General features: G+C 64.2%; 19 protein-coding genes. 14 read left to right on the plus strand and 5 right to left on the minus strand.

Features of this window, described 5'->3' with window-relative positions; translation table 11 throughout:
* Positions 1-8 precede the first annotated feature (8 nt).
* Entirely contained in the window at positions 9-2,012 is a 2,004-nt protein-coding gene (locus B9Z01_RS25015; RefSeq protein ID WP_085488033.1) for a bifunctional DedA family/phosphatase PAP2 family protein, read from the plus strand.
* A 238-nt stretch (positions 2,013-2,250) separates the two neighbouring features.
* Here the strand turns inward: B9Z01_RS25015 and B9Z01_RS35095 are convergent, their stop codons facing one another.
* Positions 2,251-2,655, minus strand: coding sequence for a hypothetical protein (locus B9Z01_RS35095; protein WP_143809055.1), 405 nt, complete (start codon positions 2,653-2,655; stop codon positions 2,251-2,253).
* Between the two features lie 105 nt (positions 2,656-2,760).
* Between B9Z01_RS35095 and B9Z01_RS25020 the strand changes: the two genes are divergently transcribed.
* From B9Z01_RS25020 to B9Z01_RS25030, 3 genes are all read left to right on the plus strand, one after another.
* A complete protein-coding gene (locus B9Z01_RS25020; protein WP_085488035.1) occupies positions 2,761-4,002 on the plus strand; it encodes a phospholipase A in 1,242 nt (413 codons plus the stop codon).
* A 313-nt stretch (positions 4,003-4,315) separates the two neighbouring features.
* Positions 4,316-5,551, plus strand: a complete 1,236-nt coding sequence (locus B9Z01_RS25025; protein ID WP_208626188.1) for a hypothetical protein — start codon at positions 4,316-4,318, stop codon at positions 5,549-5,551.
* Positions 5,552-5,567: 16 nt separating this feature from the next.
* A complete protein-coding gene (locus B9Z01_RS25030; RefSeq protein ID WP_085488039.1) occupies positions 5,568-8,177 on the plus strand; it encodes an ATP-binding response regulator in 2,610 nt (869 codons plus the stop codon).
* 99 nt (positions 8,178-8,276) lie between these two features.
* Here B9Z01_RS25030 and B9Z01_RS25035 read toward each other — a convergent pair whose 3' ends face one another.
* Positions 8,277-9,425 (minus strand): hybrid sensor histidine kinase/response regulator, encoded by a 1,149-nt coding sequence (locus tag B9Z01_RS25035; protein ID WP_085488041.1) that lies wholly within the window; start codon positions 9,423-9,425, stop codon positions 8,277-8,279.
* Between the two features lie 274 nt (positions 9,426-9,699).
* Here B9Z01_RS25035 and B9Z01_RS25040 point away from each other — a divergent pair, with 274 nt between their 5' ends.
* Both B9Z01_RS25040 and B9Z01_RS25045 read left to right on the plus strand, forming a co-directional pair.
* Complete coding sequence (locus tag B9Z01_RS25040) at positions 9,700-10,002, plus strand: ArsR/SmtB family transcription factor (protein ID WP_085488043.1); 303 nt, start codon at positions 9,700-9,702, stop codon at positions 10,000-10,002.
* An 84-nt stretch (positions 10,003-10,086) separates the two neighbouring features.
* Positions 10,087-11,148, plus strand: a complete 1,062-nt coding sequence (locus B9Z01_RS25045; protein ID WP_085488045.1) for an alkene reductase — start codon at positions 10,087-10,089, stop codon at positions 11,146-11,148.
* A 176-nt stretch (positions 11,149-11,324) separates the two neighbouring features.
* Here B9Z01_RS25045 and B9Z01_RS25050 read toward each other — a convergent pair whose 3' ends face one another.
* A complete protein-coding gene (locus tag B9Z01_RS25050) occupies positions 11,325-11,882 on the minus strand; it encodes a GNAT family N-acetyltransferase (RefSeq protein WP_085488047.1) in 558 nt (185 codons plus the stop codon).
* 131 nt (positions 11,883-12,013) lie between these two features.
* On the opposite strand from B9Z01_RS25050, the gene B9Z01_RS25055 reads away from it, so the two are divergent.
* The 4 genes from B9Z01_RS25055 to B9Z01_RS25070 all read left to right on the plus strand — a co-directional run bounded on the left by B9Z01_RS25055 (position 12,014) and on the right by B9Z01_RS25070 (position 15,320).
* A complete protein-coding gene (locus tag B9Z01_RS25055) occupies positions 12,014-12,661 on the plus strand; it encodes a VTT domain-containing protein (protein ID WP_085488049.1) in 648 nt (215 codons plus the stop codon).
* Between the two features lie 122 nt (positions 12,662-12,783).
* Positions 12,784-13,236 carry a MarR family winged helix-turn-helix transcriptional regulator gene (locus tag B9Z01_RS25060; RefSeq protein ID WP_085488050.1) on the plus strand — a complete coding sequence of 151 codons (453 nt, stop codon included), beginning with the start codon at positions 12,784-12,786 and terminating at the stop codon, positions 13,234-13,236.
* Positions 13,237-13,292: 56 nt separating this feature from the next.
* Complete coding sequence (locus B9Z01_RS25065; protein WP_085488052.1) at positions 13,293-13,856, plus strand: isochorismatase family protein; 564 nt, start codon at positions 13,293-13,295, stop codon at positions 13,854-13,856.
* Between the two features lie 117 nt (positions 13,857-13,973).
* Positions 13,974-15,320, plus strand: a complete 1,347-nt coding sequence (locus tag B9Z01_RS25070; RefSeq protein WP_085488054.1) for an MFS transporter — start codon at positions 13,974-13,976, stop codon at positions 15,318-15,320.
* A gap of 19 nt (positions 15,321-15,339) precedes the next feature.
* On the opposite strand, the gene B9Z01_RS25075 is transcribed toward B9Z01_RS25070, so the two are convergent.
* Entirely contained in the window at positions 15,340-16,296 is a 957-nt protein-coding gene (locus tag B9Z01_RS25075; protein WP_085488056.1) for a LysR family transcriptional regulator, read from the minus strand.
* A 196-nt stretch (positions 16,297-16,492) separates the two neighbouring features.
* Here B9Z01_RS25075 and B9Z01_RS25080 point away from each other — a divergent pair, with 196 nt between their 5' ends.
* From B9Z01_RS25080 to aroQ, 3 genes are read left to right on the plus strand one after another with little or no spacing between them, the layout of a single operon-like run.
* Positions 16,493-17,896 (plus strand): MFS transporter, encoded by a 1,404-nt coding sequence (locus tag B9Z01_RS25080; RefSeq protein WP_085488058.1) that lies wholly within the window; start codon positions 16,493-16,495, stop codon positions 17,894-17,896.
* Positions 17,897-17,947: 51 nt separating this feature from the next.
* Positions 17,948-19,015 carry a Gfo/Idh/MocA family protein gene (locus B9Z01_RS25085; RefSeq protein ID WP_085488060.1) on the plus strand — a complete coding sequence of 356 codons (1,068 nt, stop codon included), beginning with the start codon at positions 17,948-17,950 and terminating at the stop codon, positions 19,013-19,015.
* 49 nt (positions 19,016-19,064) lie between these two features.
* A complete protein-coding gene (gene aroQ / locus B9Z01_RS25090) occupies positions 19,065-19,520 on the plus strand; it encodes a type II 3-dehydroquinate dehydratase (protein WP_085488062.1) in 456 nt (151 codons plus the stop codon).
* A 19-nt stretch (positions 19,521-19,539) separates the two neighbouring features.
* Here aroQ and B9Z01_RS25095 read toward each other — a convergent pair whose 3' ends face one another.
* Entirely contained in the window at positions 19,540-20,631 is a 1,092-nt protein-coding gene (locus B9Z01_RS25095; protein ID WP_085488064.1) for a hypothetical protein, read from the minus strand.
* A gap of 147 nt (positions 20,632-20,778) precedes the next feature.
* Here B9Z01_RS25095 and B9Z01_RS25100 point away from each other — a divergent pair, with 147 nt between their 5' ends.
* Positions 20,779-21,684: a LysR substrate-binding domain-containing protein gene (locus B9Z01_RS25100; protein WP_085488066.1), complete on the plus strand. Its 906-nt coding sequence runs from the start codon at positions 20,779-20,781 to the stop codon at positions 21,682-21,684.
* Positions 21,685-21,686 lie beyond the last annotated feature (2 nt).

Raw genomic sequence — 21,686 nt, forward strand, 5'->3', positions numbered from 1 at the left:
GAAGCACGATGGAGCACGCCTACATCCACCTTTTACACCTGCTCGCCGGCCACTCGGCGTGGATGCTCGCGGTCGTGTTCCTTGCGGCGTTTCTCGAAGCCATCGCGGTCATCGGCACTTTCATCCCCGGCAGCACGGCGATGTTTCTCGCCGGCGCGCTGACCGGCACGGGCTCGCTCAGCCTCGCCTGGGTCTTCGCGTGGGCGATCCTCGGCGCGATCGCCGGCGACGGCATGAGCTTCTGGCTCGGCGGCCGCTACAAGGAGCGGATCGTCCAGCTGTGGCCGTTGAGCAGGCACCCCGAGGTGCTCGACGCGGGCCAGCGCTTCTTTCTCAAACACGGCTCGAAGAGCGTCGTGCTCGCGCGCTTCATCGGCCCATTGCGCGCGATCGTGCCGGTCGTCGCGGGCATGATGGGCATGAGCCCGCTGCGCTTCTACGCGATCAACCTGCTCTCCGCGCTGCTCTGGGCGCCCGCGCACATCCTGCCGGGCGTCGTGTTCGGTGCGTCGGTGCTGCTCGCGGGCGCGGTGTCGTTCCGGCTCGTGGTCATCATCGCGATCCTCGTGTGCATCGTCTGGCTCAGTTTTCGCGGCGCGGGTTTTCTGGTGGCGCACGCGAACGCGTGGTCGAGCGCGGCGGGCCGCCATCTCGGCGACTGGGCGTGCCGTCACCCCGGTCCGCTCGGCCGCATGGCGCGCCGGCTGCTCGACCCCGACGAACCGGACGCGACCAACCTCCTCGTGACGTCGCTGGTCGTGCTGGTGACCGGCGCGCTTTTCTTCGGGATCCTTGGCGATGTCGTCAGCGGCGATCCGTTGACCGCCGTCGATCTTTCGGTCTATCACTTCCTGCAATCGGTGCGCACGCCGTGGGGCGACACGGTGCTCGCCAAGCTCGGGACACTCGGCAGCGGCATCACGCTCACCACGCTGATCGTCACGGTCACGCTCTGGATGCTGTGGGAGCGGCGCTGGCGCACGATCAGCTACTGGCTCGCGGCGGTCGCGTTTTCGCAACTGCTGATTCTCGGCCTGCAACTGGCGATGCGCCGCGCGCCGCCCAACGAACTGATGACGAGTCACTACGTGTTTCCGAGCAACCACGTCGCGGCGACGGTCATCGTCTACGGCTTTCTCGCCTTTCTGCTCGCGCGCCGGGTCGGCAAGCTCGAGGGCGTGCTGGTCGGGGGCGCGAGCACGATCATCGTGATCGTCGTGGCGTTCGCAGGGGTCTACTTCGGCCGCTACTGGGTGTCCGACGCGATCGGCGGCGCGGCGCTCGCGTTCGGCTGGGTGGCGATCGTCGCGCTGACGGCGATCTGGCGGCATCCGCAGCCGCCGCCGCAACGCTGGTTCATGCCGCTGGTGGTGCTGACGGTCGTGCTGGTGAGCGTGGGCGTGCAGCTCGGCGTCGCACTGCCCACGCCGCCAGGCAGCGCGCCGCAACCGCCGCCGGTGCTGCTCACGCAGGCCGCGTGGAAGCTGTCGGAGTGGAAGCGCCTGCCCTGCTATCGCTCCGACATGGGCGGCGATCACAAGGAGCCGCTTACGCTGCAGTGGGTCTCGCAGCCCGCGTCGATTCGCGACCAGTTGCGCGCGCAGGGCTGGATCGAGGGCACCGACGTGTCCGCGCACAGCCTGCTCTCGCTGGCTTCCCCCGATGTCGCGGCAGTGTCGCTGCCGGTTTTGCCGAAGCTCAATAACGGCGTGCCGTCGTCACTGGTGTTCATGCGGCCGGGCGAATCGCGCGACGAACGCTATGTGCTGCGTTTCTGGCCGAGCGGCTATGCGGTCGACAACGGCATCTCCACCACGCCGCTCTGGGTCGGCTCTTTCGCGTACGAGCGGCTATCCCGGCCATCGTGGCCGCTCAACATTCTGCGTGTCGACAGGCAAGCGAATCCGTTCGCCGCGCGCACGAAATCGGGCGCCGGCCTCGGCGCGACGATTCTCGCGGAAGTGGATTGTCACGGCGTGCCGGTGTCGCTGCTCGTCTCGCCGATGGAATAAGCGGCGGCTGCGTTATAGGGTGCGCGTCAGCGAACCGGAAAGCGCGCCAGTGCCCGAGCAATATTGGAAACTTGCGTATTGAACGCACTGGCTCCGCGTATTGAGCACTCCTCAGCCACACCCCGTCCACGATTTGCCGCAATCCGCGGTAATCGACTGAAATCGGCTGTAATCGGCCGCACGATGAATTTCCGCAAAAAACGAATCGCGAATTGCCGCGCAATTGCCATACGGGGAATTACCCATGCCATTGCCCGCATACAACGATTTGCATGCGAACTCCGATTTTTGACACTTGTGACATCCACCCCCCCGTTGCACAAATGCAACGGCAAGAAGCCATGAAAAGCCGCAAGAAACCATACCGCTTCTTTCCCACTTCTTTCCCACTTCTTTCCCGCGTTTTTTCCAGCGTCTTTTCCGGCGTTTCTTTCCTGCGCTTCTTTCCAACGCTGCTCCCGCCATAGCGCAGCCCATTCTTTTCCACTCGTGCAATTCGCAGCATGGCAGGCAGAATGGGCCACGCCGAATAGCGCAAAGCCGGCACATATCGATACCCGGCAAGAAAACACGCAGGCCCTTTTTTTTGCCAATGACACACTTTGACGTTATCTTCTCGTTGCAACCTGAATTCGTAGATCAATAGGAGTCCCGTGTGCGGAACCGATGGATGTCTAGCGTGAAGAAAAACCGTAAATCCGCAGTACACAGTAATCACCGCTCGCGTGTTTCCAGACTCTCTCTCTGCATGAGCCTGCTGGTGTTCGGCGCCAGTTACTCCGCTTATAGCGTTGCCGGCGTTTCCGTATTGCGGCCGCCGCGCGAAGCGCTCTCGACCAGTCCGCTCGAAGTGACCATCGTCTATTCCGGCGATGAACCCAACGGCACCGAAGTGAACGTCCCGGCGCAGTTGAACATTTCGATCAGCAATCCGGACGTGATACCGAAACCATTGGCGCTCACGCGCGAGAGCGGCGCGCCCGATCATCTGAAGCTCGCCGCGGGAGAACTGAAGGCGGTCCGCTATTTCGGCACGTGGCCTGAGTGGGCGCGCGGCGCCATGAAGATCGACGTGCCCGAACTCGACGTGTCGCCCTCTTTCGTACTGCTCACGCATCCGCCGCACTCCGGCAAGGACACGGCGCTCGCATCCGCTGCCGGCACACAGGCGGGAACGCCGGGCGCCGCCTCGGGCGAACCGTCTTCGACCAGCCTGATCGCGTCGTCACCGCCGCCATCGCGGCCGGATGCACCGGTGCCTGAAATCAACACCTTCCTGAGCCGCTTCTCCGCCTACGAGCCGATGTATTTCGCCGACGGCTCGAATGGAGAGAATCTCGCGAAATTCCAGTTGAGCTTCAAGTTCCGTCTCGTCATACCGGACGATCCCCGCTCGCGAGGCTTCGCCGACAATCTTTATTTCGCCTATACGCAAACCTCGTTGTGGGATCTCGGCTCGTACTCCGCGCCGTTCCGCGACACGAGTTATATGCCGTCCATGTTCTACTACCTCGAAGACACGGGCTGGAAGAGCAAGTGGTGGAGCAAGATGGGCCTGATGGCCGGCTACGAACACGAATCGAATGGACGCGACGGTCCCGAGTCGCGCGGCATCGACATTCTCTTTGTGAAGCCCATATGGGATTTCGGCGATCTCAACGGCAACCATCTGACCGTCGAGCCGAAGGTCTACTACTACGCGCACATTGCCGGAGAGAACCACGACATCACCGACTATCGCGGCTATATGGATCTGCGGCTCAAATACGGCAGCACCGACAGCTGGCAACTCGCCACGACGCTGCGCAAAGGGATGAAGGCCGGCAAGGGCAGTATCGATACACAGTTCACCTATCCATTGGCGAAGCTCATCAATAACCGTTGGGGCGGTTTCCTGTGGCTCGGCTTCTTCACCGGATATGGCGAAGACATTCTCGACTACAACCAGCACCGCTGGATTGCGCGAATCGGTTACAGCATTACGCGATAACGCGAAGTTCTCCAGGTACGCAAACGAAGGGTCGCCCAGTGCGGCCCTTTTCCGTATCGATGAAAGCGCAACCGTCCGCCGAAGTTCATCGAAAGTACTCCCAGGCTCTTCCCCAAACCCCCGCCGAAGTTCGCCCAAAGTTAATGTCCGGCTCCCGGGCGTCTCAATTGTTAAACCACCAATTAATGCAATGTGCACGAACAGACGGGCACACTGCCGCAGATTTCTCTAAAGTTGAAGGGTCGCCGGTCAATCCGGGCTGGCCACGCCACGCTGATTTACCGGCGTAAATTCAAATTTACGGGAAAAACCAATGAAAAACGCTCTCCTTAAAGACGTGTCGACCATTTCTAACGGGCAAGCTGGGCTTCTTTTGCGCCGCAATAGTGCACCACTGACCCTCAAAAACGAAATTCACCCGGAACAAATCCGGGACAACCTGCCCGCCCGTCAGGGCGGTGTTGGTTTTCTGTTTCACGCTACCGACTGGGAAACCCTTTCATTTTCTTTTCACAACGTTCGCCACCGGAGCGAGTCGTTTGAAGAGGAACTCTGGAACACCAAGCCTTTCATCGCTTCGCCGATCTATTCGGGCTCGCAGGTGATCGGCGCCAATATCGCCTGCCCGGTGCCGCTCGAAATGTGGCTCGGCAGCCCGCGCGGCATCAAGCGGTTTCGGGAGACGCAGTTCTTCCCGGCGCTGGAACTCGCCAGAAAGGCGGGACTGAACATGGTCGCGATGGGCGCATCGACGCCGTATGCGTGCAACTACGGCGCGCTGCCGCGTCCGATCAAGCCGCCTCACATCACGACCGGCCACGCGGCCACCGCGGCGATGCTCAAGGACTGGGCGATGCACTGCTGCGACCAGCTCGATCTCGAGTTCGGCCGGACGAAGCTCGCGCTGTTCGGCGCGGCCGGCCGCCTCGGCACGACGGTCGCCAAGTACCTGCTGTACAAGGACGCCCCGCAGGAACTGATTCTGATCGACCTGCCGGACAAGATGAACCTGCTCATCGACCAGGCGAAGGAACTGCTGGCGTCGGACCTGCTCGGCAATTCGAAGGTATCGGTGCATACGTTCAGCGCGGACACCCGGTTGCCCGACTTCGACGGCGCGATTCTCGCGAGCAGCACGAGCGTCCCCTACCTCACCGCCGCCGATCTCAAACGCGCGCAGTTCTGGATCGACGACTCCCATCCCCGCGCGGCGAGCGTCGAAGCCGAACTCGCCTCGCGCGGCCATACGCTATATATTGAATGCTTCGCCCGTGGCCCCGCCGGACTCGACACCGCGTTCCCGTTCAGGCTGCCGTCCACCCGCGACTGCTACACCTGCTTCGCCGAAGGCTATTCGGCCTGGCAGGAAGGTATAGCGTCCGATTTCATCATTGGCAGCCCGCCGGTGTGGTCCGTCTCTTATACTCACAGTCTCCTGAAGAAAAACGGCTTTTCGGTCGGTCCGTTCCATGGCAAGAACGGCAAGCCGGTCAGCCTCGAGGGACTGGAAGCGCAGCAATTCAATACGCATGAATTGATGGGGTCGTAACTTGTACGGAGGCCTGATGGCTATATCGCGCGAAACCATGCGGGATATGCTGGAAAGAAGCAGGTTTGCCATTCGGTGGGGCGGCGCACTTGGCCTCCTGTGTCATCCCATCTACTACGTCGTGTGGACCTACGTCCTTCCGCAGCCCTACGACAACCTGCTACTTCGGCTAAGCGCGGCGGCCGTGTGCATTCCGCTGCTGTTCCAGGCACGCTGGCCGAAGCGCTACAACCACTACCTGCTGATCTACTGGCATTGCTGCCTGATCTACGTGCTGCCCTTCGTCTGCACGTTTCTCACCGTCAGAAACGATTTCTCCACGATGTGGATGATGACCGAGGTCATGATGATCTTCATTCTGGCCTTGTGTATCGACAACCCGCTTCTGCTGATGACGTGCATCGGCATCGGCGTTTTCTCCGGCGGATTCGCCGCCGCGATCAGCTCGCCCACGCCGGTCGTTCTCAGCATCGAAGACAGATCGAATATCGCACTGCTGCCGGTGGTCGTGTTGTGCAGCATGGCGTTCAGCCATGCGATCAGCAAAGGACGCATCTTCGTCGAAAAGAACCGCGCGTTGCAGGCGCTCGCGGGATCCATTGCACATGAAATGCGCAATCCGCTGAGCCAGTTGCGGCATGTGCTCGACCGCGTCGAAGAGGCGCTGCCCGCCGTGAGCGAGCCGGGCGAAGCGACCACGCTGACGCACGGCAGAGCGTCCGTGCTGTACAACCATCTCGCCCAGGGGCAACTGTCGATCGAGCGCGGCTTGCGCATCATCGCGATGACGCTCGACGAAGTCAGCGCGAAATCGGTCCGCTCGGACAGCCTCAGCTACCTGCACGCGGCAGCCACCACGCGCAAGGCGCTCGAAGAATACGGCTTCGACAGCGACAAGGAACGCGCGAAGGTGAGCCTCCTCGTCAAGGAAGATTTCGTCTTCAAGGTCGACGAAACGGTCTATCTGTTCACGCTGTTCAATCTCATCAAGAACTCGCTCTATCACATTGCCGCCTATCCGCAGGCAACGCTCACGCTCATCATCGCGCGCAACGCGGTGATCGTGCGCGACACCGGCGCGGGCATCGCGCCGGAGATCGTCCAGCATCTGTTCGAGCCGTTTCGCACGGCCAGCAATTCGGGCGGCACGGGGCTCGGGCTCGCGTACTGCCAGCGCGCGATGCGCGCGTTCGGCGGCAGCATCGACTGCCAGTCGGAAGTCGGCAAGTTCACGGAGTTCACGCTGAGCTTTCCCGCCGTGTCGGCCGAGGAAGTCGTGGAGCACGAGCGCAAGCTCTTCGAGCGCGCGACACCCGTCTTCAAGGGCAAGCGCGTGCTCGTGGTCGACGACGACGACACCCTGCGCGCGCGCACCCGCCGCGTGCTGACCAAGGCGGGCGCCTACGTGAGCGAGGCGGCCAGCGGCGAAATCGCGCTCGCCACGCTGCGGCGCGCCTCTCCTTACGACCTCGTGCTGATGGACATCAGCATGCCGGTGATGGACGGCTACGCGACCACCGAGCGGATCCGCGCCGAGCGCGAATGTCCGAACCACAACGTGCTGATCGCCGCGTATACCGCCGAGCCCGGCAACGCGGTGCGCCTGCGCTCGCGCCGGGCGGGCATGGACGAGATCATTGGCAAGACCTCGAGCGTGCAGGAACTGATCACCGCGCTGCAGGCGCTGTTCGAGAACGGCACGCGGCACCATTCGGGGCAGCAGCCCGACGGCTTCATCGGCCGCTCGATCCTTGTCGCCGACGACGACACCTACAGCCGTCTCGTCGCGAAGGCGTATCTCGAGCGCTGCGGCGCGAGCGTCGTCGAAGCCGACCACGGCCAGGCCGTGCTGGCCGCGCTGCAGGAAGACGGCTTTATCGACGCGATCCTGATGGACATGAACATGCCGGGCATGAGCGGGATCGACACCACGAAGTCGATCCGCGCGCGCACCGATGCGTACGCCACCGTGCCGGTCATCGCGCTCACTAGCCATTCCGACGCCGAATCGGTGCAGGCCTGCCTCGCCGCCGGCATGGACGAAGTGATGATAAAACCGGTGCAGGCCGGCGCGCTCTACGCGTGTCTCGCGAGACAGTTCGGCACGCGCGGCGACGCCGTTGCCCAAGGGGCGGCGGGCAGCGCCGCTCAAACGGAGCTCGCGGGTCCGGCGGTTGCGGCCTTTGCTCCGACTGCACCATTTATGCAAATTGCATCGCTCGCCGCTGCGGGCCAGCTTGCGGTTGTCGCCGAAGAATGCCTGCTCGACGAGGAACACCTCGAAGAACTGGTCGCGCTCGATCTGCTCGACGAATCGTTTCTCGGCGGCATCGAGCAGATCCGCACGCTCGTGACGCGGCTCGTGGCGAGCACGGCGGCCGTCGATATCGAGGCGGCACATGTGGCCTTGCACGCGCTGCTTGGCGTCAGTGGCAACATCGGCGCGAAGGCGTTGCACCACTATGCGCGGCAGATCTATCCGCGCGTAATCGCGAGAGAATGGCCGGTGGAGACCGACTGGCTCGCGCAGATCCGCACGCTGAGTGCGCGTTCGGCCGCTGCGCTGCACCGCTACTATGCGTCGGCGAAAGCGCGGCGCGATCATCGCGACGCACTGAGCGACTGACGGTTCGCGCGCCCGGAGAACGCCCGGCCGCGCCCGGTGTTCTCCGGGCGCCCCGGGCCAGCCAGCTCCTCGGTGCAGTTCAGTGCAGCTCGGTGCGGATCACGCCTTGCGGTCCTGCGCGTGGCCTCTCAGCGTGGCAAAGCCCAGATTGGGAAAGCCCATCGTGACCGTGGTGCCCTCGCCCACCGTCGATTCGACGCCGAGACTTCCACCGAACGACTGCATGATGCGGTTGCAGAAGATCATCCCCATGCCGTGCCCGCCGGCGCCGGCATGGGTCGTCACCGGGTCCTGCAGCAGCCGCGCCTTGACCTGCGGCTCGATCCCCGGACCATTGTCGCGAATCCGGATCTCGGGCTCGGGACTCTCGACCACTTCGAGGCACAGCGCCGGCGCGGCCGTCTCGCCAAGCGCGCGCAGCGCATTCGACATCAACGACGAAAGCACCAGCGCAACGCAATTGGGCATCGCGCGCACGACGAAATCGCCCTGCACATCGACCTTGATCCAGTCGCGCTGCGCGCCGACGAACGGATAGGTGTCGAGCAGCGACGCGATCAGCCGCGTCGCCCGGACCTCGCGGCCACCCGCCTCCGACACCGACTGCTGCCCGCCGCTCTTGTGCACGGTCGCCCAGAACGACGAGATCAGCGTGAGGCAATACTGAGCGTTGTTGAGCATCGAGCGCGCCGCGTCGCCGATCTCCTTTTGCCGTCCGGGATCGTACTGCTCGGCGACGTCGTTCTCGACCGAGCGCGCGAACAGCGAGATCGCCGCGAGCGGCGTATTGAGCTCATGGGCGAGGAAGGCCAGCGTTTCATCCATCGCGAGCAGGCGCTGCTGCCGCGTTTCGCGCTCGGCGTAGCGCGCGATCGCCAGTTGCAGCACCTCGCGCACCTTCTCCGTGCGCAGCGGTTTTTCGAGGATGCGGAACACGTCGCCGGTATTGACCGTTTGCAGCAGCATGTCCTTGTCGGCGTACGCGGTCACGAGGATGCGCACGATCTGCGGATATTCCTGCGCGACCTGGCGCAGCAGGTCGTCGCCGTCGCGGCCGGGCATGCGGTAATCGGTCACGAGCACGGCGATCTCGGCGCCGTGCCTGCCGAGCACCTCGATCGCCTCGTCCGCGCTCTGCGCGACGTGCACGCAGTAATCGGCGCGAATCGCGCGGGCGAAATGGTTGCGCGACATCTCTTCGTCGTCGACGAACAGAACGGAAAACGGTGGCTGCGTCGTGTCACTCATTGCTTTCCCAACGAATAGCGGTTTTTCTGGCGATAAAAAGGGCGTTCGCGAAGATCATATACAAAGCGGTGGCACGGTGTGAATCGGCGTTTCAGGCGCGTATCACGGCTATGCGCGGTGCATCATCAGCTCGCCCTATCGCCCCCATTGGCAGTAGTGGCTTCATACGTATCGTGAAAATACGATATATGATTCGTTCCGTAGCGATGCAATCGCGCGCCCGCCATCCGGCGTTGCGCATGCCGGTTGCCGAATCACCTTGAAACCTGTCCAGATGACGCCCGATTTCGACGCGATCCACAAAGCGCTAGCCAACCCGGTACGCCGGGAGATTCTCGGCTGGCTGCGGGAGCCGTGCGCGCATTTCGCCGACCAGGAATTTCCGCTCGAGCACGGCGTGTGCGCGGGCAAGATCGACGAGCGCTGCGGCCTGTCGCAGTCCACCGTGTCGGCGCATCTCGCGGCCTTGCAACGCGCGGGGCTCGTCACGTCGAAACGGGTCGGCCAATGGGTGTTTTTCAAGCGCAACGAGCCCGTCATTCAGGCATTTCTCGAACATATGAACGCGAAGCTCTGAGCAGCGCATTCGCATCGCCGCGCTTCCTTTTTCACGCAGTCTTTTGAGGTGCCGGGTCACGCCCGCCGCCAAAGGTGAACTCTTATGCCGACTCTTTTCGATCCACTGCAAATTGGCGATATCACGCTGTCGAACCGCATCATCATGGCGCCGCTCACGCGTCAGCGCGCCGAGGAAATCCGCGTGCCGAACGCGCTGATGGCACGCTACTACGCCGAGCGCGCGAGCGCCGGCCTGATCCTCAGCGAAGCCACCTCGGTGACGCCGCAGGGCGTCGGTTACGCCGATACGCCGGGCATCTGGTCGCAGGAACAGGTGGAAGGCTGGAAGCTCGTCACGAAGGCCGTGCACGATGCGGGCGGCAAGATCTTCCTGCAACTGTGGCACGTCGGCCGCATTTCCGACCCGCTGTTCCTGAACGGCGAGCTGCCAGTCGCGCCGAGCGCGATCGCGGCGGGCGGTCATGTGAGCCTCGTGCGCCCCGAGCGTCCGTACGTGACGCCGCGCGCGCTCGAACTCGACGAAATCGCCGGTGTGGTCGAAGCGTTCCGCAAGGGTGCCGAAAACGCGAAGGCCGCAGGCTTCGACGGTGTCGAAGTGCATGGCGCAAACGGCTATCTGCTCGACCAGTTCCTGCAGGACAGCACCAACAAACGCACCGACACCTACGGCGGCCCGATCGAAAACCGCGCGCGCCTGCTGCTCGAAGTGACCGACGCGTGCATCGGCGTGTGGGGCGCGAACCGCGTCGGCGTGCATCTCGCGCCGCGCCGTGATTCGCATACGATGGGCGATTCAGACCCGGCCGCAACGTTCGGCTATGTGGCCCGCGAACTCGGCAAGCGCAAGATCGCGTTCATCGCGGCACGCGAATCGCTCGGTGACGACCGCCTCGGCCCGCAACTGAAGAAAGCATTCGGCGGCCCGTACATCGCAAACGAAAAGTTCACCAGGGAAACCGCCCAGCAGGTGCTCGACGCTGGTGAAGCGGACGCGGTGGCGTGGGGTCAGTTGTTCATCGCGAATCCGGATCTGGTGCGCCGCTTCGAGACCGATGCGCCGCTGAACAAGCCGAATCCGGCGACGTACTACGCACGCGGCGAAGTCGGCTACACCGACTATCCGGCGCTGGAAACCGTTGAATAAGCGGTGGAATAAGCGGTGGAATAAGCAGGCTGGACAAGCACTGAAGCAGACGGCGGCGCGAGCGTAGTACCCGCTGCCGTGAAACCACGCGGCGGGCGTGACTGGAAATCGTTGCAGTCACGCCCGCCGCTTTTTTACGCACTGCGTTTGCGCCGCAATGCGCTGCGATTCGCGCGTCACACGAGATCGCGCCGCATGAACACGCGTTTCGATTCGTCGAGTCCGCGCGCGATATGCGCGTCGCGCCGCGCGATCAACGCGGCGTCGAGTTCCGCCGTCTCGATGTCGTGAAACCCGAGCCGCCGGTAGTACGGCGCATTCCACGGCACGTCGCGATACGTCGACAGCACGAGTTGCGTCAGCTGCCGCGAGCGCGCGATCTGCGCGACCTGCTCGATCAACGCCGCGCCGATGCGCCTGCCCGCGTGGGACGTGAACACGTCGAGTTCCTGCACGTAAATCCGCGCGGGCTGCGGCTCGAACATCACGAAGCCGGCACAGGACGCCTGCGCATCGATCGCGACGATGATCTCGCGCGCGGCAATCTTGCGGTTGACGATTTCGAGCGCCATCGGCGGCGCGTCGGCAATGCCGGCCATGCCGACGCTGGCAAAGCGCTGCCCCGCCTCGAACTCGATCTCGCGGATCGCCTGCGCGTCGCGCGGCGCGGCGAACCGGAAAGTCACTGCGCGGAAAGTAACCGTGCGGGAGGTGGCGGCGGGTTCGTGCGGCATGGCGTGGGTTCGGGTCTGCTCTGAAGAAATCACCTCATATTGACATTCGAGCCGCGAAATACACAAGCGCCGCCCAACACGAACGCGCGCGGGACTACACTCGTGCCATCCCCACCCCGCCCCTATCGACGATGAACCTGATGAATGTGCTGCAGATTGCACTGCACCTCGACCAGCATCTAAGCGCGTTGATCCAGCAATTCGGCACCGCGATCTATGCACTGCTGTTTCTCGTCGTGTTCGTCGAGTACGGCTTTCTGCCGCTGTTCTTCCTGCCCGGCGATCCGCTGATTTTCATCTGCGGCGCGCTCGCGGCCACGGGCGCGCTCAACGCGTGGATCGTCGCGCCCGTGCTGTTCGTCGCGACGATAGGCGGCAGCATCGTCGGATACGGGCTGGGCCGCGCGGTCGGGCAGAAGGTCTACACCGCCAACTACTACTGGCTGAACCGCAGCGCGCTGCAACGCGCGCACGCGTTCAGCGAGGCGCGCGGCCGCCTGACCTTCCTGCTGTCGCCGTTCATCGCCGTGGTGCGCACGTTCGCGCCGTTCGCCGCGGGCGTCTCGCGAATGACCGCCTCGCGCTTCGTCTCGTTCGTCACGGCGGGCGCGGCACTGTGGGTCGTCTCGCTGATGACGGCCGGCTATCTGTTCGGCAACGTGCCGGTGGTGCACGAGCATCTGAGCGCGCTCGTTTTGCTGGGCATCGTGCTCGGCGGCGCGATGCTGGTCGGCGGCGCGCTATGGCGTTTTCTCAACCGGCGCGCGCGAGCGCGCTGACGCGGACTGCGAGCCCGCCGGCAGGTCCCCAAAGTCAGCAGGTCCGCGCTCGGCGCCCCCGGCTTGACCCGAACGATATATGAAGGTAACCTTCGTAGTTAACCTTCATATCGTGTCGTCGCATGAGCAAGACTCCCCCTCTGGTTACGCCGGAAGCGCTGCACGCGCTCGCCGAAGATCTGCGCGTGCTGACCGGCAGGCTGCGCCGCCGTCTGCGCGAGGAAGCCCATGTGGGAGACTTCACGCCGTCGCAAGTGCAGGTGCTGGGCCTGCTCGAGCGCGAAGGCCCTGCCACGGTCAGCGCGCTCGCGCGCGCGCATGGCATGCGTCCGCAATCGATGGGAGAAACGCTCGCGGCGCTGAAAGCCGCCGGGCTCGTGAGCGGCGCGCCCGACCCCAATGACGGGCGGCAGACGGTTCTCTCCCTGACCCCCGCCTTTCGCAAGAAAATCAAGGCAAGCCGCGCGGCGCGCGAAGACTGGCTGTACCGCACGATACAAACGCATTTCTCGCCGGCCGAGCAGCAACAACTCGCGACGGGCGTCGATTTACTCAAACGCCTCGTCGATTCGTAACTCGCGATCCGCCCCCACGCGATTCGCCACCCGCCACTCGCAGGAGTACACACACCATGGCACTCACCACTCTCGACACCCAAATCGCACTGGTCGTCATCGATCTGCAGCGCGGCATCGTCGCCCTGCCCACCGCTCATCCGGGCAGCGAAATCGTCGAGCGCTCGGTCGCGCTGCTCGATGCGTTCCGCCGTCACGGCCTGCCGGTCGTGCTCGTGAACGTCACCGGCGGCGCGCCGGGCCGCACCGACCAGGGCCGCCACACGGGCGACTTCCCGGCCGGCTTCGCCGACCTGCTGCCGGAACTGAAACAGCAGCCGTCGGATCATCTCGTGACCAAGCGCACCTGGGGCGCGTTCACGAACACGGACCTCGCCGCGTATCTGCGCGAGCAAGGCGTGACGCAAGTCGTGCTCGCCGGCATCGCGACCAGCATCGGCGTCGAATCGACCGCGCGCTTTGCGAACGAACTCGGCCTGAACGTGACGCTCGCCGTCGACGCCATGACCGACCTGAACGCGGACGCGCACACCAACAGTGTCACGCGCATCTTCCCGCGTCTCGGCGAAACCGGCACGACGCAGGAAGTGCTCGACCTGCTCGAGCGCTCGCGCGCCTGAGCGGGTGCAATGAGCAGACGTCATAAGCGGACACCATAAGCCGACGTCACAAGCGAGCGTCGAAAACACCCGCCGCCGCACACATATGGCCCGCCCCGGGCCGAGGAAAACCCTGCCGTGAGTTCCACGTTCCGTTCGCTGCGCAATTTCAACTACCGTGTCTGGGCGAGCGGCGCGATCGTCTCGAACATCGGTACGTGGATGCAGCGAACGGCGCAGGACTGGCTCGTGCTCACGGGGCTCACGCATCACAACGCGACGGCGGTGGGCATCGTCATGTCCTTGCAGTTCGGCCCGCAGATGCTGTTGCTGCCGCTCACCGGCTATGCGGCCGATCACTTCGACCGCCGCAAGCTGCTGTTCGCGACACAAGCGGCGATGGGGTCGCTCGCGCTCGCGCTCGGCCTTCTCACCATTACCGGGCTCGTGCAGCTGTGGCAGGTCTACATGTTCGCGGGACTGCTCGGCTGCGTGACCGCCTTCGATTCCCCCGCGCGCCAGACCTTCGTGTCCGATCTCGTCGGCGAAGCCGATCTCGCGAACGCGGTCGGGCTCAACTCCACGTCGTTCAACGCCGCACGCATGATCGGGCCGGCCGTGGCGGGTCTCCTGATCGCCTCGGTCGGCACCGGCTGGGTGTTCCTCATCAACGCGCTGTCGTTCGTCGCGGTGCTCGGCGCGCTGCGCATGCTGCGCCTGAACGAACTGCACAGCAAGCCGCGCGCTGTGCGCACGCGCGGCAGCTTCGTCGAAGGCTTCAAATACGTATGGAAGCGCCCTGATCTGAAAGCGGCGCTCCTGATGCTGTTCCTGATCGGCACGTTCGGCCTGAACTTCCCGATCTTCATCTCGACGATGTCGGTCACCGCATTCCATGCGGGCGCGAGCGAGTACGGCGTACTCAGCTCGACGATGGCGATCGGCTCGGTGACGGGCGCGCTGCTCGCCGCGCGCCGGGCGCGCCCGCGCATGGCCCTGCTGCTCGTTGCCGGCGCGGTGTTCGGCGTGGGCTGCACGGTGGCCGCGCTGATGCCGAACTACGTGCTGTTCGGCCTCGTGCTCGTCGTGATCGGCGTGTCGACGCAAACCTTCACCACGTCGACCAACAGCCTCGTGCAACTGACCACCGAGCCCGCGATGCGCGGCCGCGTGATCGCGATTCTGCTGGCAATCGCCCTCGGCGGTACGCCGCTCGGCGCGCCGGTGGTCGGCTGGGTCGCGGATCATTTCGGGCCGCGCTGGGCGCTCGGCGTCGGCGCCGCATCGGGCTTCGGCGCGGCGCTCGTCGGCCCCGCCTATCTGATGCGGCACCGCGGGCTGCGCTTCTACATGGACGGCTGGCGCGTGCGTTACAGCATCGACGATCCGCGCCCCGCCACCGTGACGGTCATTCTGGATTCCGTAGCAACGGTGCAGCGCAGCACGCTCGACGAGGCCGAAGAGGATACGGCCTCGAGCGTGTAACGGCTAGTAGCCCGGCGCTTCAGAACCCGCCCACGCCGCGCGTCACGAGCGCATACGGCCCGTGCGTCAGTTGCTCCCGGAGAAACTCGATGCACACCTGGATCCGCGCCGACGACGACAACCGCTCGGCCGTCACCGCCCACACATCGGCCGACTGCTGATAGTCCGGCAGCACACGCACGAGTTCGCCCGCGCGCAGGCTTTCCGCCACGTCCCAGATCGACACCATCACGATGCCGTAACCGTCCCTCGCCCATTGCACGACGATGTCGCTCAGATTCGACGCGACCGTGCCCGTCACCTTCACGCTCTTTTCGCCGTTCGGCCCGGCGAGACGCCAGACGCCGAAACGATCGTCGCGCCCGCGAAACAGCAGGCAGTCGTGCCGCGTCAGATCGGCGGGTTCGAGCGGCACGCCGCGCCCTTCGAGATAGGCCGGCGACGCGCACAGAATGCGCGCGCTCTCCACCATCTTGTGCGCAATCAGATGCGGCTCCTGCACTTCACCCACGCGCACGTCGATGTCGAAGTTCTCGCCGACGACATCCGCGCGCCGGTCGAGCAGTTCCAGCCAGACTTCGAGGTTCGGGTGGCGCTCGCGCAGCATCGCGAGAATCGGCGAGACGTGCTTGCGGCCAAGCCGCAGACTCGTGCTGATACGCAGCAGGCCGCGCAATTCCGTGCGGCGATCCGCGAAGGCGTCGGTCATGCCCTGCACGTCGTCGAGAATTTTCTGCGCCCACTGCAACGCGGCTTCGCCGTCGCTCGTCACGCTCACGCTGCGCGTGGTGCGCTGAAACAGCTTCACGCCGAGACCGGCTTCGAGCATGGCAATGCGCTTGCTCACATGCGACGGCGACAGCCCCATCTCCGTCGACGCCGCGACGAAACTGCCCCGCCGCGCGATATGGCAGAACAGTTGAAGATCGCGTAGAAAAGACTCATTCGTGGCTGTGAGCGCATTCTGATTTGGCATCTGGTTGCATTGTGTCGGCGCAGAACTCTATTACCCTAGTCGTAACGGCTGGGTTGGGCAAGCGCCGCCCCACACGAGTCATCCCGCACCGCAGCAACGCGTTCCAGGAAAATCCTGGCTTGCGGAGTTCCGATTTAAGGGCGCCAATGATTCAGCCATAGAAGCTGACAAAAACACATTCCGATCAGGAGACGATATGGAAGCAAACGCATCGGCAAGCGGCGGGCACAGCTCGCAGGCTCGCAAGGCAACCGCCAGTGGCTGGATCGGCTCGGCGCTCGAGTACTACGACTTCTTCATCTACGCGCAGGCCGCGGCCCTGATCTTTCCTCAGTTGTTCTTCCCGTCCGGCAATCCGAAGATCGCGATCGTCGCGTCGCTCGCGACCTACGGTGTCGGTTACGTCGCGCGGCCGATCGGCGCGTTCGTGCTCGGGCACTGGGGCGACACCCACGGCCGCAAGAACGTGCTGCTCGTCTGCATGTTCCTGATGGGCCTGTCGACGATGGCGGTCGGTCTGCTGCCGACGTATCACCAGATCGGCTTCCTCGCGCCGGTGCTGCTCGTCGTGCTGCGCCTGATTCAGGGCTTTGCGGTTGCCGGTGAAATCTCGGGCGCCAGTTCGATGATTCTCGAACATGCGCCATTCGGGCGGCGCGGTTATTACGCGAGCTTCACGCTGCAAGGCGTGCAGGCCGGCCAGATTCTCGCCGCCGCGGTGTTCCTGCCGCTCGCCTATTACATGGACGACGCCTCCTTCAATTCATGGGGCTGGCGCATTCCGTTCCTGCTCAGCTCGGTCGTGCTGATCGCCGGCTACATCATCCGGCGCGAAGTCGAGGAAACCCCCGCATTCGAGAAGGAAGACTCGAGCGGCGGCGTGCCGCGCTCGCCGATCGTCGAAGCGTTCCGCTACAACTCGGCCGACATGCTGCGCGTCGTGCTCTGCTCGCTGATGAACGTGATTCCCGTCGTCGCGACGATTTTCGGCGCGGCGTATGCGGTGCAGGCGTCGTACGGCATCGGCTTCTCGAAGAGCGTGTATCTGTGGATACCGGTGATCGGCAACATCGTCGCGGTGCTGGTGATTCCGTACGTGGGCAATCTGTCCGACCGGATCGGGCGGCGTCTGCCGATCGTCGTCGGCGCGCTCGGCTCCGGGTTGCTCGCATTCGGGTATCTGTACGCGATCAGCATCCGTAACGTGCCGGTCGCGATCGTGATGTCGATCCTCATGTGGGGCGTGATCTACCAGGGCTACAACGCGATCTTCCCGAGTTTCTATCCGGAACTGTTCCCGACCCGCTCGCGGGTATCCGCGATGGCGATCGGCCAGAACATCGGCACCACGATCACCGCGCTGCTGCCGGCACTGTTCGCGTACGTCGCGCCGCCGGGATCGAACAACGTTCCAATCACGATCGGCGCGATCACGTTCGGCATCACGATCATCTGCGCGGTCACCGCATGGAACACGCGCGAAAACTTCCGCGTGAAGCTCTCCGATCTCGGCGAGAAGGATGCGGTGCCGATCGACAAGCATAGCTACGAGACGATGCGCGCGCAGAGCATGGCCGAAGCGAAAAAGGCCATCGCGTAAGCCGCTTTTCCCAAACACACTTCACCATCGGAATTTCACAGGAACCGCTTCATGACCAGCACCCGGATCGCCGTGGCCGGCGCGGGCTATATCGGCCGAGCGCATATGGCTGTCGCGCAATGCAGCCCGACGTGCACGCTGTCGGCGATCGTCGACCCCTCGCCCGCTGCCGTGGCGCTCGCGGCCGAGGCTCGCGTGCCGCTCTACCGCACGCTCGACGAACTGCTCGAACGGGACCGCCCGGACGGCGTGATTCTCGCGACGCCGAACCAGTTGCACGTCGAGCATGCAGCGCGCTGTCTCGCGGCTCGCGTGCCGACGCTGCTCGAAAAGCCGATTGCGCCGAGCGTCGACGAAGCCGAAACGCTCGTAGCCGAAGCGGACCGCAGCGGCGTGCCGTTGCTCATCGGCCATCATCGCGCGCACAGCCCGATCATGGCGCGCGCTCGGCAACTGATCGACGAAGGCCGGCTCGGCAAGCTCGTCGCGGTCATGGGCAGCGCGGTGTTCTTCAAGCCCGACGAGTACTTCGCCGACGCCGAATGGCGGCGCAAGCCAGGCGGCGGTCCGATCCTGCTGAACATGATTCACGAGGTGCACAACCTGCGCATGCTGTGCGGCGATATCGTCGCGGTGCAGGCTTTTGCGTCCCGTGCGACGCGCGGCTTTCCGGTCGAGGACACGGTGGCGATCAACCTGCGCTTCGCGAACGGCGCGCTCGGCAGCTTCATGTTGTCCGACACCGCCGCAAGCGCGCGCAGCTGGGAGCAGACGTCGCAGGAAAACAAGGCCTATCCGTCGTATCCGGACGAAGATTGCTACGTGATTGCAGGCACATTCGGCTCGCTCTCGGTGCCGACGATGCGCCTGAAGACCTACGGCAAAGCCGAGGACCGTTCGTGGTGGAAGCCGTTCGACGTCAGCGTCGCGGAGATGACGCGCGACGATCCGCTCAAGCTCCAGCTCGAGCATTTCGTTCGCGTGATTCACGGCGAGGAGCCGCCTCTCGTCAGCGCGCAAGACGGCTTGCAGAATCTGCGAATTACCGAGGCGATCGTCGAGGCGGCCCGTTCGGGTTCGGTCGTCGAAACGACGCCTGCCGTGGCGGTGGCGCACTAAAAACGCTCGGCCTGCATCAACCTCTCAATTCATCACTCAGGCACCCTAAATGAAAACGTTCGTGATGCTGCACGGTATCAACCACAACATGTTCGGCAAGCGCGACCCCGCGCAATACGGCACGATCACGCTCGCTGAAATCGACGAGCGCCTGCGGGCCCTCGGCGACGAACTCGGCGTGCGCGTCGAGAGCTTTCAGACCAATAGCGAAGCTGCGATGTGCGAGCGCATTCATCAGGCTTTCACGGACAACGCGGCCGGCGTGCTCATCAATGCCGGCGCATGGACGCATTACAGCTACGGCATTCGCGATGCGCTCGCGATCCTGACGGTACCGGTGGTTGAGATTCACATGTCGAACATTCACGCGCGCGAGGCGTTCCGGCATCAGTCGGTGTTCGCGGAGATCGTCAACGGACAGATTTGCGGCTTTGGCGTGGACAGCTATCTGCTCGGGCTGCGCGCGGCGGTATCGGCGGCAACATCGGCGGCGGGCTCGAAGTAGCCCTGCGTGCTGACGGCTTTTAGCGCCACGCTTCGGTCAGCTCGTTCGCGAGCACCATTTTTTCGCGCACCGCTTCCACGAAGCTCGCGTCGATGCCGCCTTGCGCCTTGAGGAATTTCAGCGCGGCGGAATGCACGACGCGCATCGCCCCGCCGTCGATGCCCTTCATGCGCGCCGCGCTGCGTCGTGTTTCATCGACCAGATCGCGCGCGCTCGTGAAATCCGGCGCCAAACCGCACTGCGCGGTGAAGCTCGCGCTCAGACCGGCCGCGTATTCGCGCGACTGGCCGAGCCGGTCCATGTCGACTAGCAGATCGACACCCTCGCCCATGCGCAGCGCGCAGAGAATCCACAACGCGACGAACGCGCGATACGCGTTCTCGCCTTCCACCGTGCGCGCGTATTGCTCGCAAGCCATTGCATACGCATCGTCGGGCAGCGACGCGAGCGGCGGCAGACTCACGGCGCACATGCGAATCGCCTCTCTGACCAGCGGGTCCTGCTGATTCAGACCGAGCACGCGAAACGGCGCGGCAACGAAGAACGGGTTGCTCCATTGCTGCCTGAGGAGCCACCCCGAGGCGAACTGCGACGCGGGATTGCGCAGCACGCCCACATGCATCGCCTGCGCAAACGCCTGCCTGAGCCACGGCAGCCGGCCGCCCGAGCGGCAAAACTTGAAGACCGGCACGCGCCCCTGTTCGACGCTACGCTCGCACAGATTGCGCAGATAAGCCTGTAATGCGGGAAATTGCGCATCCGGATCGCGCGCGAAGCGATCCGTGCTAAAGCGCCTGTCATAACCCGCCACGCCCCGCGTGCCTTCCCGCAGAAACGGCCGGTATTCGTCGAAATACGGTGCAGCGAGCGGCGGATGCCCCGAGGTCAGCGTGGGACGCGAGGCGGCCACGTCGGCGAGGCTCAGCTCGGCGAGCACGTTGCTGAACGGCTCGTAAAATCCGCTCGCGCGATCGAGTTCGCGCAGACGCGACCAGACCCACGTTCCCGCGCTGCGCCAGCCTGTGTGCAGAAATACCGCCTGTTTCAGCGGACCTGTCGGCGTGGTGCCGTTGGGGGACGACGTGGCTGGCGACTCATGGGGCGACGACATGGGACTTCTCTTCCAAGGAGCGAATGAAAGCGGCGATGAATGGGTGAAGCGAAAGCAGCGGCAAAAACAAAAGCAGAAGCGCCACTTTACCCTGTGATCGGTCCGGACGCATTATGCTGCGAGGCTTGGCACTCCAACGTCGCAGACATGAACGATTCGGCCGATATCCGCTTCCTGCTCACGCTGCGCGCCAGCGGCAGCCTCGTCGCCGCCGCGCGCAAGCTGGCGCTGTCGCCCTCGGCGGTCACACAGCGCCTGCAGCAACTCGAAAAGAAACTCGGCGCACAGCTCGTGAACCGCAGCGCGCGCCGTCTGCAATTCACCGACGAAGGCATGCTGCTATGCGAGCGCGGCGCCGAACTGATCGAGCAATTCGACGCCTTGTTCGACGATTTGCAGACACGTCGCGGCGGGCTCGTCGGCACGCTGAAAATCAACGCGCCGCTCGGCTTCGGACGACGTCATCTCGCGCCGGTGATCGGCGCGTTCCAGCAGCAAAATCCCGATATCGACGTCGCGCTCACATTGTCCGATCGACCCTTGACCGACGCGACGGATCGCTTCGATATCGTCGTGCATATCGGCGAGTTGCCGCTGTCGAACCTGGTCGGCTATACGATCGCGCCGAACGCGCGTTTCGTCTGTGCGGCGCCTGCGCTCGTCAAGCGCATCGGCGAACCCGATTCGCCTGATGCGTTGAGCAGGCTGCCCTGCATCGTGCTGCGCGAAAACAACGAGGACGTGTCGCTCTGGCAGTTCAGCAAGGGCCGCACGCGCCGCAGTGTGCGCGTAGCGGCGCATCTCAGTTGCAACGACGGCGACGTGATCCGCCAATGGGCCTGCGAAGGGCGCGGCGTGATTCTGCGCTCGGAATGGGACGTCGCCGACGACCTCGCGAAAGGCAGGCTCGTGCGCCTGTTGCCGGGCTGGAAAGCACCGGACGCGAACGTGATCGCGCTCACGCATCGGCGCACCGGGCTGCCCGCACGCACGCGCCATTTCATGCAGTATCTGCAGAGCTGGTTCAGACCGTCGCCGCCGTGGCGGCAATGATT

Source organism: Paraburkholderia susongensis (assembly GCF_900177725.1).
Classification (GTDB): Bacteria; Pseudomonadota; Gammaproteobacteria; order Burkholderiales; family Burkholderiaceae; genus Paraburkholderia; species Paraburkholderia susongensis.

Excerpts from the sequence above, each read along its gene's own strand:
- B9Z01_RS25015 (WP_085488033.1), top strand. The coding sequence starts at position 9 with ATGGAGCACGCCTACATCCACCTTTTACACCTGCTCGCCGGCCACTCG.
- B9Z01_RS25020 (WP_085488035.1), top strand. The coding sequence starts at position 2,761 with ATGAGCCTGCTGGTGTTCGGCGCCAGTTACTCCGCTTATAGCGTTGCC.
- B9Z01_RS25025 (WP_208626188.1), top strand. The coding sequence starts at position 4,316 with ATGAAAAACGCTCTCCTTAAAGACGTGTCGACCATTTCTAACGGGCAA.
- B9Z01_RS25030 (WP_085488039.1), top strand. The coding sequence starts at position 5,568 with ATGGCTATATCGCGCGAAACCATGCGGGATATGCTGGAAAGAAGCAGG.
- B9Z01_RS25035 (WP_085488041.1), bottom strand. The coding sequence starts at position 9,425 with ATGAGTGACACGACGCAGCCACCGTTTTCCGTTCTGTTCGTCGACGAC.
- B9Z01_RS25040 (WP_085488043.1), top strand. The coding sequence starts at position 9,700 with ATGACGCCCGATTTCGACGCGATCCACAAAGCGCTAGCCAACCCGGTA.
- B9Z01_RS25045 (WP_085488045.1), top strand. The coding sequence starts at position 10,087 with ATGCCGACTCTTTTCGATCCACTGCAAATTGGCGATATCACGCTGTCG.
- B9Z01_RS25050 (WP_085488047.1), bottom strand. The coding sequence starts at position 11,882 with ATGCCGCACGAACCCGCCGCCACCTCCCGCACGGTTACTTTCCGCGCA.
- B9Z01_RS25055 (WP_085488049.1), top strand. The coding sequence starts at position 12,014 with ATGAACCTGATGAATGTGCTGCAGATTGCACTGCACCTCGACCAGCAT.
- B9Z01_RS25060 (WP_085488050.1), top strand. The coding sequence starts at position 12,784 with ATGAGCAAGACTCCCCCTCTGGTTACGCCGGAAGCGCTGCACGCGCTC.
- B9Z01_RS25065 (WP_085488052.1), top strand. The coding sequence starts at position 13,293 with ATGGCACTCACCACTCTCGACACCCAAATCGCACTGGTCGTCATCGAT.
- B9Z01_RS25075 (WP_085488056.1), bottom strand. The coding sequence starts at position 16,296 with ATGCCAAATCAGAATGCGCTCACAGCCACGAATGAGTCTTTTCTACGC.
- B9Z01_RS25080 (WP_085488058.1), top strand. The coding sequence starts at position 16,493 with ATGGAAGCAAACGCATCGGCAAGCGGCGGGCACAGCTCGCAGGCTCGC.
- B9Z01_RS25085 (WP_085488060.1), top strand. The coding sequence starts at position 17,948 with ATGACCAGCACCCGGATCGCCGTGGCCGGCGCGGGCTATATCGGCCGA.
- aroQ (WP_085488062.1), top strand. The coding sequence starts at position 19,065 with ATGAAAACGTTCGTGATGCTGCACGGTATCAACCACAACATGTTCGGC.
- B9Z01_RS25095 (WP_085488064.1), bottom strand. The coding sequence starts at position 20,631 with ATGTCGTCGCCCCATGAGTCGCCAGCCACGTCGTCCCCCAACGGCACC.
- B9Z01_RS25100 (WP_085488066.1), top strand. The coding sequence starts at position 20,779 with ATGAACGATTCGGCCGATATCCGCTTCCTGCTCACGCTGCGCGCCAGC.